The 11,903-nt window shown below is 66.2% G+C and carries 11 protein-coding genes; 2 read left to right on the top strand and 9 right to left on the bottom strand.

The genetic code is table 11. The features are described 5' to 3' along the window. Nucleotides 1-62: 62 nt before the first annotated feature. From F3K02_RS03480 to def, 5 genes are read right to left on the bottom strand one after another with little or no spacing between them, the layout of a single operon-like run. Complete coding sequence (locus F3K02_RS03480; protein WP_177133368.1) at nt 63-398, bottom strand: AzlD domain-containing protein; 336 nt, start codon at nt 396-398, stop codon at nt 63-65. Next, complete coding sequence (locus F3K02_RS03475) at nt 391-1,134, bottom strand: AzlC family ABC transporter permease (RefSeq protein ID WP_177133366.1); 744 nt, start codon at nt 1,132-1,134, stop codon at nt 391-393. The genes F3K02_RS03480 and F3K02_RS03475 overlap by 8 nt, the downstream gene beginning before the upstream one ends. Beyond that, nucleotides 1,134-2,129 carry a methionyl-tRNA formyltransferase gene (gene fmt, locus F3K02_RS03470; RefSeq protein WP_177133364.1) on the bottom strand — a complete coding sequence of 332 codons (996 nt, stop codon included), beginning with the start codon at nt 2,127-2,129 and terminating at the stop codon, nt 1,134-1,136. Before fmt ends, F3K02_RS03475 begins: the two co-directional genes overlap by 1 nt. Nucleotides 2,130-2,182: 53 nt before the next feature. Continuing rightward, a complete protein-coding gene (locus F3K02_RS03465; RefSeq protein WP_177133362.1) occupies nt 2,183-2,683 on the bottom strand; it encodes a hypothetical protein in 501 nt (166 codons plus the stop codon). Then, entirely contained in the window at nt 2,680-3,201 is a 522-nt protein-coding gene (gene def, locus F3K02_RS03460) for a peptide deformylase (RefSeq protein ID WP_177133360.1), read from the bottom strand. The genes F3K02_RS03465 and def overlap by 4 nt, the downstream gene beginning before the upstream one ends. A 265-nt stretch (nt 3,202-3,466) precedes the next feature. Between def and F3K02_RS03455 the strand changes: the two genes are divergently transcribed. Together F3K02_RS03455 and dprA are read left to right on the top strand one after the other, a co-directional pair. Further along, nucleotides 3,467-4,822 carry a LysM peptidoglycan-binding domain-containing protein gene (locus tag F3K02_RS03455; protein ID WP_177133358.1) on the top strand — a complete coding sequence of 452 codons (1,356 nt, stop codon included), beginning with the start codon at nt 3,467-3,469 and terminating at the stop codon, nt 4,820-4,822. Between the two features lie 6 nt (nt 4,823-4,828). After that, on the top strand, nt 4,829-5,923 hold the full coding sequence (gene dprA / locus F3K02_RS03450; RefSeq protein WP_177133356.1) for a DNA-processing protein DprA: 1,095 nt from the start codon (nt 4,829-4,831) through the stop codon (nt 5,921-5,923). Between the two features lie 128 nt (nt 5,924-6,051). Here dprA and F3K02_RS03445 read toward each other — a convergent pair whose 3' ends face one another. From F3K02_RS03445 to yajC, 4 genes are all read right to left on the bottom strand, one after another. Continuing rightward, complete coding sequence (locus F3K02_RS03445; RefSeq protein ID WP_177133354.1) at nt 6,052-8,454, bottom strand: DUF1631 family protein; 2,403 nt, start codon at nt 8,452-8,454, stop codon at nt 6,052-6,054. Between the two features lie 74 nt (nt 8,455-8,528). After that, nucleotides 8,529-9,485 carry a protein translocase subunit SecF gene (secF, locus tag F3K02_RS03440; protein ID WP_177133352.1) on the bottom strand — a complete coding sequence of 319 codons (957 nt, stop codon included), beginning with the start codon at nt 9,483-9,485 and terminating at the stop codon, nt 8,529-8,531. Nucleotides 9,486-9,509: 24 nt separating this feature from the next. Then, nucleotides 9,510-11,390, bottom strand: a complete 1,881-nt coding sequence (secD, locus tag F3K02_RS03435; protein WP_177133350.1) for a protein translocase subunit SecD — start codon at nt 11,388-11,390, stop codon at nt 9,510-9,512. Nucleotides 11,391-11,525: 135 nt separating this feature from the next. Next, nucleotides 11,526-11,846: a preprotein translocase subunit YajC gene (gene yajC, locus F3K02_RS03430; protein ID WP_177133349.1), complete on the bottom strand. Its 321-nt coding sequence runs from the start codon at nt 11,844-11,846 to the stop codon at nt 11,526-11,528. Nucleotides 11,847-11,903: the final 57 nt, after the last annotated feature.

Genomic DNA, 11,903 nt, shown 5'->3' with positions numbered 1-11,903 from the left:
AGCGCTGCCTCCCTATTTTGACGCACCTTCCTTTAGGTGGCCTTAAGAAGGCGCCTCAGCCCTCACCAGCCCAGCCCGATGCGCAGCGGCAGGTAGACCAGCATGCCGGCCACAATGGTGCCGAGCACACCGCGGCGCCAGTAGAACCAGGCGCCCCCGGCGGCGGCGGCGAACAGGCGCGCGTCCTGCCAGGTGCGCACCAGCTCGCCCTGTGCCATCACGATCTCGGGCACCACCACGGCGGCCAAAGCGGCGATGGGCGCGTACTGCAGCCCGCGCTGGGCCCAGTGCGGCAAGGTCCAGGGCTTGTCCGACAGGAAGAAAAACCCACGCGTGATCACCGTGATGCACCCCAGCGCCACGATGGTGAGCAGGGTCCAGGGGTCGAGGTCAAACATGGGGCGCTCCCGCGGCGGGACGGTGCGGCATCGCCTTTTCCAGCACCAGGCAGATCGCCACGGCGCTGGCGATGGCCACCAGGATGTTGAGCTTGAGCGGCAAAGCCCAGGCCACCACCGCGGCGGCCCCGGCCACACCGGCCGAAACGATGCGCAGCGGTGAAGAGGCCAGCGAGCTGAGCACGCCCAGTAGCGCCAGGATGCCGGCAAAACCCAGCCCCCATTCGGTGGGGATGGCGTTGGCGAGCACGATGCCGACCACGCTGGCCACCATCCAGGCGATGTAGTTGACCGCGCAGTTGCCCATCAGGTAGGCCTGCTGGCGTGCGAGTTCGTCGGGTGACTGGCCGGGTTTGGGAAAACGGCGCGCGAAGAACACATAGCTCAGGTCACCGGTCACGTAACCGCTGACCAGCCGCTGCCAGCGCGGCAGGTGCATCAGGTAGGGCCGCAGATGCGCCGAGAACACGACGAAACGCAGGTTGACGCAGAACGCCGCGGTCAGGATCACCCACAGCGGCGCGCCCGCCGCGATCATGGGCACGGCCGCGAGCTGGGCGCTGCCAGCGTAGACGATCAGGGTCATCAACAAGGCTTCCAGCACCGACAGTCCCGACTTGACCATGGCCACGCCGGTCATCAGGCCCCAGGCGCCGATGCCCATGGCCACCGTGCCCTGGTCGCGCACGCCTTCCCAGAATTCCGCCCGCTGGCGGTGTTCGCGCAGGTAGAACATCAGGCCGCCGCCACGGTTGCGGTGGTCGGGGCGTCCAGCACCTGCCCGGGCGTGAGCGCAAAACCGCGCAGGAAGTCCGCCGCCGGCAGGCGCTTGCCGCCCGCGCGCTGCAGCTCATCGAACACCAGCACGCCGTCGCCCGTCATGACCCGGATACCCTGGGGCCCGATGGCCAGTACCTGTCCCGGCGCAGCCGCACCCGCATCTGCACCGGTGTCGGTTTCGACCTGCGCCGCCCAGACCTTGATCGCCTCACCCGCCAGCGCCGTGCTCGCCCCCGGAAAGGGGTTGAAGGCGCGCACCCTGCGCGCGATCACGGCCGCGGGCAAGGTCCAGTCAATGGCCGCCTCGGCCTTCTCGATCTTGTGCGCGTAGGTCACGCCGTCGGCCGGCTGGGGTACCGGACTCAGGCCGCCGCAGGCCGCCATCTCCAGCGCCTCCACCATCAGGCGCCCGCCCAGCACGGCCAGGCGGTCGTGCAGGCTGCCGGTGCTGTCGTCGGCCGCGATGGGCAGGCGCTCGACCAGCAGCATGTCGCCGGTGTCGAGTCCGGCGTCCATCTGCATGATGGTCACGCCGGTGTGTTGGTCGCCGGCCTCGATGGCGCGGTGGATCGGCGCCGCGCCGCGCCAGCGCGGCAGCAGCGAAGCGTGGATGTTGAAACATCCCAGTCGCGGCGCGTCCAGCACCCATTGCGGCAGGATCAGACCGTACGCGGCGACGACCATCGCGTCGGCGTTCGCGGCGATGATCGCGGCGCGCGCCGCGGTGGCCTCTACGGGGAACTTGCCATCCAGGCGCAGGCTGCGTGGCTGTGCCACCGCCAAGCCGTGCGCCAGCGCGCACTGCTTGACCGGAGAGGCCTGCAGCTTCATGCCGCGCCCCGCCGGGCGGTCCGGCTGGCTCAGCACCAAGGGAATCTCAAACCCGGCCGCGAGCAACCGTTCCAGCGCCACGCGGGCGAACTCCGGCGTACCGGCAAAAATGATTTTCATGCGATGAAGAAATAAGGGGCCGGACGATGCGGTCGAGCACCGTGGACCCACACTCAGGGTGTCCGGTCGTCGGGCATCGGTTCGTCGGAGTACATCACTTTCTGCACCACGCCCGCCGGGCTCAGATGGATGTGAACCCGGCGCTGCCATACGTGATCGATCACACGGTAGGTCCAGATGTCGCCATCAAACCGCGCCACCTGCTCCACCCATGCAGGACGCCCCAGATGCAACAAGACATCGTCACGCGTCCAGCGTCCGACCTCGATGCGCTCCAGCCAGGCCACGTCCATGACCTGCTCCAGCCTACGCAAGCGCCCGTCCGGCCCCAGGTCCAGGTTGTACACCTGCGCGCCGGCCGGCTGGCGGGAGTACTGCAGGCGCGTGCCGTCGGGCAAGCGGTGTTCCGCCGTCGGCCGGCCGAGCCGCTCTTCGATCTGCGCCCGGGTGCTGCCCGGGGGCACGCGTTCGGGCATGCCCGCGCAACCGGCCAGCAACACCAGCCCGGAAGCCAGCGCCAGCAGTCGGTAACGCATGCCCGGTGCGAGGTTCATGCCCGCTCCGTTTCGCGTTGCGCCTTGACCAGCTTGCTCTTGATGCGGTTGCGCTTGAGTGGCGAGAGGTATTCCACAAACACCTTGCCCATCAGGTGGTCCATCTCGTGCTGGATGCAGACCGCGAGCATGTCCTGGGCCTCCATCGTGCGCTCCACCCCGTTGCCGTCGAGCGCACGCACGCGCACGGCGATCGAGCGCTCCACGCCGTCGTAAATGCCGGGCACGGACAGGCAGCCCTCTTCCCCCTTGCGGGTTTCGGGGCTGGACCACTCGATCACGGGATTGATCAGCACGAGCGGCTGATCGCGGGTTTCGCTCACATCGATCACGATCAGCCGCTCGTGCACATCCACCTGCGTCGCGGCCAGGCCGATACCGCTGGCGTCGTACATGGTGGCGAACATGCGCGCGATCAGCTGGTGGATGCGCGCGTCCACCACCGCCACCGGCCGGGCAACGGTGTTCAGGCGCGGGTCGGGGTAACGCAGGATGTTGAGCAGCTCAGGCGGGTTCATGTCTCGGTGGAGTCAAAAATGGGACGGACGTTCCGGATCACCGCCACCACGTGGGGTTGGGCGCTGCAGTGACAAGGTTGTGGGTTTGTCGTTATTTTCGCCACTTTTGTCCGCGCCCGCACGGCCCAAATGCCATAAACATTGCCTAATCAAGGGCTTGGGCGCAAAATCAAATGCGACTTGTCAAGATAAAAAGCGCCGTCTCACCCCGGTCCCGGCCCCTGCGGACCTCCGAGGCGATGGCGTCTGCCCCAGGGGCCCACACATGCCATTGAACACCTGTCCGACCGTCCAACACCGTTCGCCGCATCGCCTGCATCCGCTGGCCGGGGCCGCTGTCCTTTTCGCCGCGCTGACCAGCAGCAGCGTCTGGGCGCAGAACTTTCCCATCACCGCCGGGCAGCGGGCGACGGCCAACCAGGTCGCCGAGACGGGTGTGCCGCTGTCCGAACTGGCCCCCAATGCGCCCGACAGCCACACCGTCGTTCGTGGTGACACGCTGTGGCGCATCTCCGGCATCTTCCTGAAAAGCCCGTGGCGCTGGCCCGAGCTCTGGGGCATGAACCTCGATGACATCAAGAACCCGCACCGCATCTACCCCGGGCAGGTGCTCTACCTCGACAAGAGCAGTGGTCGCGCCCGCCTGAGCACCCGCCGTCCGGGCAGCGGCGAAACCGCCACCGTGCGTGTTTCACCCCGCATCCGCTCCGAGAGCCTGTCCGACTCGGCCATTCCGCCGGTCTCCATGCAGCAGATCGAAGCCTTCCTGGCCGAACCGCTGATCGTGGACGAAGCCACCTTCGCGCGCGCACCGCGCATCGTCGCCACGCCTGAAAACCGCGTGCTGCTCAGCCTCGGCGACCGGGCCTACGCGCGCGGCAGCTACGGCGATGGCACCGGCGCCTCCGCGGACGCGCTGAGCCTGGCCGCCGGCAAACCCCGCAACTTCCGCGTCTTCCGCAACGCGGTGCCGCTCAAGGACCCCTCTACCGGCGAAGTCATCGCCTACGAAGCGCAATACGTGGGCAAGGCCTACCTCAGCCGGGCAGAGAGCCGCATCAATGTCGAGACGCCGCCAGCACCCGGCGCCGCACCGCAACCCGTCAAGGCCGACGTCTACAAACCCGCCTTTGACAACCCGGCCAACGTCGAGCGGGTGCAGATGGCCAACACCTCCACAGCCACTTCCGCCCCGCCATCGGAGCTGGTGCCCGCCACCATCGACATCGTGCAGGCCAAAGAGGAAATGCGCGTGGGCGACCGCCTGCTGCCCGAGCCGCCGCGCGAGTTCAGCAACTACGTCCCTCGCGCACCCGGCAGTGTCCAGAAGGGGCAGATCGTCTCGGTTTACGGCAACGCGGTGACGTTTGCGGCGCAGAACCAGGTCGTGGCCATCAACCGCGGCCGGGAGCACGGCATGGAAAACGGCCATGTGCTGGCCCTGCTGCGCGACACCAACCAGATCGTCGACAAGACCGACGACAGCCGCCCGACGATGCGCCTGCCGGGTGAGCGCAACGGCCTGATGATGGTCTTCCGCACCTTCGACAAGGTGTCCTACGCGCTGGTCCTGCAGATCAACGATGGCGTCAAGGTGGGCGACCGCTTCGTCAACCCCTGACAACCCATGGCCAGAGAAGAGCTGGCCGCCTGGCTGAGGCTGCTGCTGACCCCTGGTGTCGGGAACGAGACCGCGCGCAAGCTGCTGGCCGCGTTTGGACTGCCACAGACCGTTTTTTCGCAGAGCCTGACGGCGCTGCAGACCGTCGTCGGCGCCCGCATCGCCGAAGCCCTGCAAGAGATTCCCGATGAACTGGAACCTGCGCTGGAGCGCCTGCAAACCTGGCTGGCCCAGTCAGACCGTCACCACCTGCTGACGCTGGGCGACGCGCGCTTCCCGTCCGCGCTCCTGCAGATCGCCGATCCACCGGTGCTGCTGTATGTGCTGGGCGATCTGGAAGCCCTGAGCCACCCGAACAAGCTCGCCATCGTCGGCAGCCGCAACCCCACCCACCAGGGCGCGACCAACGCCCACCAGTTTGCCCAGGCCCTGGGCCAGGCCGGCCTGTGCATCGTGTCCGGTCTTGCGCTCGGGGTCGATGGCGCGGCCCATGAAGGCGCACTGGCAGCCGGCGCCAGGACCATCGCCGTGGTGGGCACCGGTCTGGACCGCGTCTACCCCAAAAGGCACCTGAACCTCGCCCACCGCATCGCCGAGCGCGGCGCCCTGGTCAGCGAGTACCCGCTGGGCACGTCCCCGCTGCCGGCCAACTTCCCGCAACGCAACCGCATCATTGCCGGCCTGTCGCAAGGTACCCTGGTGGTGGAGGCGGCACTGCAATCGGGTTCGCTCATCACCGCCCGCATGGCCGCCGAACAGGGTCGAGAGGTGTTTGCCATCCCCGGTTCGATCCACGCCCCACAGGCCAGGGGCTGCCACTCGCTCATCCGCCAGGGCGCCAAGCTGGTCGAGTCGGCGCAGGACATCCTGGAAGACCTTCGATTGGGTGCTCCGGCGACTCCGGAAGAAGGATCAACCACGGAGCCACCCGACGACGACCTGCTCGACGCGCTGGGTCACGACCCGGTCAGCCTCGACGCCCTGCAGGCGCGCACCGGCCTCGACACCGCGACCCTGCAGGCGCGCTTGCTGGAACTGGAACTGGACGGCTGGGTGGGGCGGCTTCCTGGTGGCCTGCTTCAGCGAACAGGCCAGAGCTGAAGCCTGCCGGAGCGACCCAACAGCCTCCGGAGCGAGGTGTCTTCAAGCCAGAACGCCGCGGAACCGGCTTTGCCGTGCCGCCAGCGTTGCCCCCGGGGGTGACGCACCGCCAGTGCGGCGCGGGGGGGTCAACCGAGCAGTCTCTCGGGGTTCGCGTCCAACTTGGCCATTGCATCGCGCGTGGCGCGCACGGTCAGCGCCTCGTCTTCGCTCGGCACCAGCAGGCCCGCCTGCAGATAGGCCGCCACGCGATTGGCCTGCACGAGGAAGCAACGCCCGCTGTTGGTGACAAACAGGTACAGCTGGCCACGGTCGCTGCGCCAGGCGAGCTGCACGCTGTTGAGCTTGCCGTTGTGGTCCAGCCCAAACCACGAGCCGATCTGCAGCTCGACGGCCCAGGCCCGCATCGCCTCGTTCGGCTGGCTGCCGCCATGCTTGATCACCTCGATGTTGCTGGCGTCCACGCCGGTGATCATCTCGATGCTCTCGTTGTCCAGGTCCAGATCGCCCACCCCGTTTTCCGGCAGGTAGTCTTCGAGATGCGCCAGGCGATCGGACAGTTTGTCCAGCCGCTCCTGCGGAATCGGTTCCGTGCGCGACATGAACGCATCGGCCAAGGTGTCGCTGACCGACTTGATGTGCTGGTCCTGGAGGCCGGCCGGGTAGCCCAGCAAACCCATGCCCTGGCGCAAGCGCTGCAGGATGCTGGGCAGCTGCTGGATCACCCGGGCGCGGTCATTGCGGTTGGGTTTGGCGCTCGCCGCCCACAACAGATCGGACGCCACCCGCTTGAGCGACGCCGTTTCCTCGTGCTTGAGACCAAACTTGACACTGGCCACCGCCAGCACCTCGACCCAGACTTTGAACAGAAATTCGCGCACTTCGTCGCGCACCGGCACGTCGTCGAGCAACTTCCGCAGCTCGATGGTGTATTGCACGGACAGCGTTTCCTTCTGCTCCACCTGCTGGGCGACCGTGACAAACCGACTGGCATTGCCCTGCCCGCTGAGGTAGGTCGAGAGAAACTTCTGAAATTCGTCGAACACCAGCTGGAACACCCGGCGTCCGGTTTCCGGGTACTGTTCGATCACTTGCACCACGCGTTTGATTTCCATCTCCAGCGCGGTCGAGGTGACATTGGATTCGAAGCCCATGACACAGGAACCCATGCGGTCGATCAGGCGACGCGCCGGGTGCTGCAGGGCACTGAAAAACTCGGGCTCGGCCAGCGCCACCCGCAGCACCGGGATCTGCAACCGGGCAAACCAGACCCGCACGGTGGCCGGGATGCGCTCCTCGGCCAGGATGCTCTGGAACATCAGCGCCACCACCTCGATGGTGGCCTTTTCGGCGGGCGTCTCGGCGGCCTGCTTGAGTTCAACGGTGCGCTGGCGCAGGGCCGTGGCCGCGCGCTCAATGTGTGAGGCGTCCGCATACACCACGCCCGAGCCTGTGCTGCCCGTCTGCGGCAAGCCGGCGTCGACGCTGACCACAGGGGCGATGCGCTGCATCGCCTGCACCAGCTGGGGCGAAGGCGGCAACAACTGCGTCGCCTCAAAATCACCGCCCACACGGTCGATCAGCATGCGCTTGAGCCGCCCAACCACGCCCTGAGCCCGCATGCGCGCCCTGGCCAGGGGCGAAGCACTGGTCATCATGCGGGTTTCATCGTGCACACCCATGGCCGAGGAGGTCATGCCGCCCCGCTGCGAACCCATGCCAGCCTGCCCACCTGAATCAGTACCGTTTTGCCTGGCAGACCCGCCACGTTCATCGCTGACCTGCCCGGCCACCCGTTTGCCCTCGAAGCCACCACGGCCTTCCGCAACAGCGCCCGCGGCGGCCACATCGCCGGCGGCCGGCGCAGCCGAGCGACTGCCCGGCGCACGCTTGACCAGCGCCTGCAGGTCGATCTCTTTCATCACTCCGCTGGAGACCAGAAATTCGTTGGCCGCCTTGTAGGCCTCGTGCATTCTCTTGGCGAGCATGGGTGCCAGGGCGTCCTGCACCAGCAACCAGCCTTCGCGGCTCATCTGCACATCGAGCCACTGGTCCACCAGGATGCGCGTCACCACGTCGGGCAGCAGCACGTCGCCACGCGGCAGCTCCTGGCGCTTTTCAAGGTGCTGGATGCGCAGGCGCAGTTCGTTGAGTTCGGTGGAGGCCTGGTCCAGCACGCGCATCGCCAGTCGCGAAGCAAGGATCTGGTCGTCCATGGCACCTTCTGCCATCAGCTCCAACCGCCCGGGCGCGCTGTTGACCGAGCTGCCAGAAGCCGTGAAACGCGGCAGCAGGGTGCGCTGCAGCACCTTGCGGGACTGGTTCAGCCAGGCGGTCTGATTTTTCTGGAACGCCATCCAGGCATCGCGGCGTTCCTGCATGTCGCGTGCCGGCCCGGCCTGATCGAGGATGGAGGTCAGCCGCGTCTCACAGCTTTTGACCAGGTCGGGAAGCGCACGTCCCACATGAACCACGAAGAGTTCACGCGCCTGTTTGGCCAGAGAGGAGACGTGCTGATCAGGAGAGGACACGATGGTTTCAGTATGACACGAAAGGACTCAACACTATTGACGAACAGGCGGGCTGGGTCCGGGGTGTTTGACGCTTAAACCACGGCCCCCCCGTTGGGGTCGTTGGGATCGGCTTCCGCCGGTTTGCTGCCCGACTTGATCAGGTCCTCGCGCTTGATGCCCAGCCACATGGCAATGGCCGCGGCCACAAACACCGAAGAATAGATGCCAAACAGGATGCCGATGGTCAGGGCCAGCGCAAAGTAATACAGCGTCGGACCACCAAACAACAGCATCGACAGCACCATGATCTGGGTCGAACCGTGGGTGATGATCGTACGGCTGATGGTGGAGGTGATTGCGTGGTCGATGATCTGCGGTGTCGTCTTTTTGCGGTGGCGACGGAAACTCTCACGGATGCGATCAAAAATCACCACAGATTCGTTGACCGAATAGCCCAGCACCGCCAGCACCGCCGCCAGCACCGCGAGCGAAAACTCCCACTGGAAGAACGCAAAGAAGCCCAGGATGATGACCACGTCGTGCAGGTTGGCGATGATGGCCGAGACGGCGTACTTCCACTCGAAGCGCACCGCCAAGTAGATCATGATGCCGACGATCACCAGACCGAGCGCCTTGAGCCCGTCTTCCACCAGCTCCTGACCCACCTGCGGACCGACAAACTCGGAGCGGCGCAGCTCCACCGTGGGGTTCTGCGCCTTGAGCGCGGCCAATGCGGCCTCGCTCTGTTGCCCCGAGCTCTTGCCCGCCTGCACCGGCAGTCGCAGCAGCACATCGCGCGAAGAGCCAAAGTTCTGCACCGGCACATCGGCGTAGCCCAGGGACTCGACCACATGGCGCACGGCGGCCAGGTCCGCCGGCTGCTCGTAGGCCACTTCCATGACCGTGCCGCCGGTGAATTCCACCGACAGGTTGAGCCCGCGGAGGACGAGAAACACCACCGCAGCGACAAAGGTGATGGCGGAAATCGCGTTCAGCACGATGGCGTGCTTCATGAACGGGATGTCCTTCTGGATGCGGAAAAACTCCATGCTGGTTCCTTGAAGGTGTGCCGCTCAGTCGGCCTTGATCGCGGGGGCCTTGCCGCCGGCCCGCCACACGGTGCCGATCGACACGGTCTTGAGCTTTTTCTGACGGCCGTACCAGAGGTTGACCAGTCCACGGGAAAACACCACCGACGAGAACATGCTGGTCAGGATGCCGATGCAGTGCACCACGGCAAAGCCGCGCACCGGACCCGAACCGAAGGCCAGCAGCGCCACACCTGCGATCAGGGTCGTGACGTTGGAGTCCAGGATGGTGCCCCAGGCGTGTTCGTAGCCGGCGTTGATGGCCGACTGCGGCGCCGCGCCGTTGCGCAGCTCCTCGCGCACGCGCTCGTTGATCAGCACGTTGGAGTCGATGGCCATGCCCAAGGCGAGCGCCATGGCGGCAATGCCCGGCAGCGTCAGCGTGGCCTGCAGCATGGACAGCACAGCCACCAGCAACACCAGGTTGAAACCCAGCGCCAGACTGGAAAACACGCCGAACAACATGTAATAAGCACACATGAACAGCACGATCACGGCAAAGCCCCAGATCACGCTGTTGAAGCCTTTGGCGATGTTGTCGGCGCCCAGGCTCGGGCCGATGGTGCGCTCCTCGATGATCTCCATCGGCGCGGCCAGCGAACCCGCGCGCAGCAGCAGCGCCAGGTCGTTGGCCTCATTGATGTTCATACTGCCCGAGATCTGGAAGCGGTTGCCCAGTTCACCGCGGATCGTCGCCACGGAAATCGCCTCGCCCTTGCCCTTTTCGAACAGGATGATCGCCATGCCTTTGCCGATGTTCTCGCGGCTGACGTCGCGCATGACACGCCCGCCCTTGGCATCCATGTAGAGCGTCACGCTCGGTTCCTGCTGCTGCGAATCAAAGCCTGCCTGCGCATCGGTCAGGTTCTCGCCCGTGGCCAGCACCTGTTTCTTGACGATCGCTGCGCGCCCGTCCCGCGTCGGAAAGCGGTCCGCACCAAAAGGCACCGGCCCGGTGCCATCGGCGGCGGCGCGCCCTTCGGTGCTCTCGTCCACCAGGCGCATTTCCAGCGTCGCGGTGCGGCCCAGGATGTCCTTGGCCTTGGCCGTGTCCTGCACGCCGGGCAGCTGCACCACGATGCGGTCTGCTCCTTGCTGCTGGATCACCGGTTCGGCCACGCCCAGCTCGTTGATGCGGTTGTGCAGCGTGGTGATGTTCTGCTTGAGCGCCTGGTCCTGCACCGAGCGCGCCGCTTCCGGCTTGATCGTGGCCATCAGCCGGAACTCGCTGCCTTCAGGGGTTTCGCTGGACACCAGATCCGGGAACTGGTCCTGGATCACGGCGCGCGTCGCTGCCAGCGTGGCGGCATCGCGCGCGCGCACCTCGATGTTGATCCCGTTGCGGTTGACGCCACCGTGGCGCACGTTCTTCTCGCGCAGCGCGGTGCGCAGGTCGCCCGCGAGCACGTCCGCACGGCGCTGCAGCGCCGCCGGCATGTCCACCTGCAGCATGAAGTGCACGCCGCCGCGCAGGTCCAGACCCAGGTACATGGGCGACGCGCCCAGCGCCGCCAGCCACGAAGGGGTGCGCGGCAACAGGCTCAGCGCCACCACATGGCCCGGGTCGGCCGGATCCGGGTTGAGCGCGCGCTCGATGGCGTCACGCGCCTTCAGCTGGGTATCGGTGTCTTCGAACCGCGCCCGCACCGAAGTGCCCTCGAACTGCACCGTCGAAGCCACAAGACCCTGCGCGCTCAGCGCCTGCTCCACCCGCGTGACGGTTGACAGATCCACCTTCACCGCCGTCCGAGCGGCCGACACCTGCACCGCAGGCGACTCGCCAAACAGGTTGGGCAGGGCATACAAAGCCCCGATCACCAGCGCCACCGCGATGATCAGGTACTTCCAGAGCGGATATCTATTCATGTTGAATCGCTTCGAGTGCGGCAGCGCAGGGGAGTCTTCAAACCAGAGTGCCGCAGAACCGGCTTTGCCGGGCTGCAGGCACTGCCCCCTTGAGGGGGTGACGGGCCACGCAGTGAGCCCGGCGCGGGGGTGGGCTTACTTGATCGTGCCCTTGGGCAGCACTTGCGTCACGGCCGAACGCTGCATCTGGACTTCCACGCCGTCGGCAAGTTCCACACCGATATAGGCTTCACCGATCTTGGACACCTTGCCCAGAAAACCCCCGGCGGTCACAACTTCGTCGCCCTTGGCCAGCGCTTCGACCATGGCCTTGTGCTCTTTCTGGCGCTTCATCTGCGGGCGGATCATCACGAAATAGAGCACCACGAACATCAGCACCAGGGGCAACAGGCCCATGATGGTGGACTGGGTGTCGCCGCCAGCGGCGGCTTGGGCATAAGCAGAAGAGATAAACACAGGGTCTCCACAAGAGAAAAAACAGCCTCCGACAGGACGGCTTCAGACGAAACCACC

The organism is Hydrogenophaga aromaticivorans (assembly GCF_013387465.1).
In the GTDB taxonomy this organism is placed as follows: domain Bacteria; phylum Pseudomonadota; class Gammaproteobacteria; order Burkholderiales; family Burkholderiaceae_C; genus Hydrogenophaga; species Hydrogenophaga aromaticivorans.
Note: the sequence above shows the minus strand (reverse complement) of the source record. Positions and strands in the feature narration are given on the sequence as shown.

What these genes read in the sequence shown, in the direction of transcription:
- F3K02_RS03455 (WP_177133358.1), top strand. Translation starts at nt 3,467, where the DNA reads ATGCCATTGAACACCTGTCCGACCGTCCAACACCGTTCGCCGCATCGC.
- F3K02_RS03475 (WP_177133366.1), bottom strand. Translation starts at nt 1,134, where the DNA reads ATGTTCTACCTGCGCGAACACCGCCAGCGGGCGGAATTCTGGGAAGGC.
- secD (WP_177133350.1), bottom strand. Translation starts at nt 11,390, where the DNA reads ATGAATAGATATCCGCTCTGGAAGTACCTGATCATCGCGGTGGCGCTG.
- F3K02_RS03465 (WP_177133362.1), bottom strand. Translation starts at nt 2,683, where the DNA reads ATGAACCTCGCACCGGGCATGCGTTACCGACTGCTGGCGCTGGCTTCC.
- dprA (WP_177133356.1), top strand. Translation starts at nt 4,829, where the DNA reads ATGGCCAGAGAAGAGCTGGCCGCCTGGCTGAGGCTGCTGCTGACCCCT.
- def (WP_177133360.1), bottom strand. Translation starts at nt 3,201, where the DNA reads ATGAACCCGCCTGAGCTGCTCAACATCCTGCGTTACCCCGACCCGCGC.
- fmt (WP_177133364.1), bottom strand. Translation starts at nt 2,129, where the DNA reads ATGAAAATCATTTTTGCCGGTACGCCGGAGTTCGCCCGCGTGGCGCTG.
- secF (WP_177133352.1), bottom strand. Translation starts at nt 9,485, where the DNA reads ATGGAGTTTTTCCGCATCCAGAAGGACATCCCGTTCATGAAGCACGCC.
- F3K02_RS03480 (WP_177133368.1), bottom strand. Translation starts at nt 398, where the DNA reads ATGTTTGACCTCGACCCCTGGACCCTGCTCACCATCGTGGCGCTGGGG.